At 58.9% G+C, this 348-nt stretch carries 1 pseudogene; it reads left to right on the forward strand.

Going from position 1 to position 348, the window contains the following annotated elements:
* Nucleotides 1-348 (forward strand): annotated as a pseudogene (locus QN399_RS26245) (hypothetical protein); the annotation flags it as partial.

A 348-nucleotide genomic window follows, 5' to 3' on the forward strand; every position in this document is an offset into this window, starting at 1 on the left:
TCAACCACCTCGCAAAATACGAAACCCTCGTCCCTACCCGCTTCAACCGCCAACGCCGTGAAGTCTGTTTCGTCCCCGCAGGCCAGACCGAACCGATCTTCGTCCCTTGGGAATCACTCTCGGCGTGGGTCGTCCAGGCCAGAGGTGTCACCCAATACGGTCTGAACATCCAGTACGCCATGGGCCTCGGCTTTTACCACCCGCCTCACGATCAGCAGTACACCCTGGAGTTTCACTGCGCCGGTTTTGAGTTGGCCATCTGCAACTGGGAAGCCATTCGCGCGTACATGGAGTATGAGGTCCACACGCTCAAGGACATTCAGGACCCTCTCGACCTGCAAGGCCCCG

The organism is Pseudomonas sp. 10C3 (assembly GCF_036346185.1).
Taxonomy (GTDB): Bacteria; Pseudomonadota; Gammaproteobacteria; order Pseudomonadales; family Pseudomonadaceae; genus Aquipseudomonas.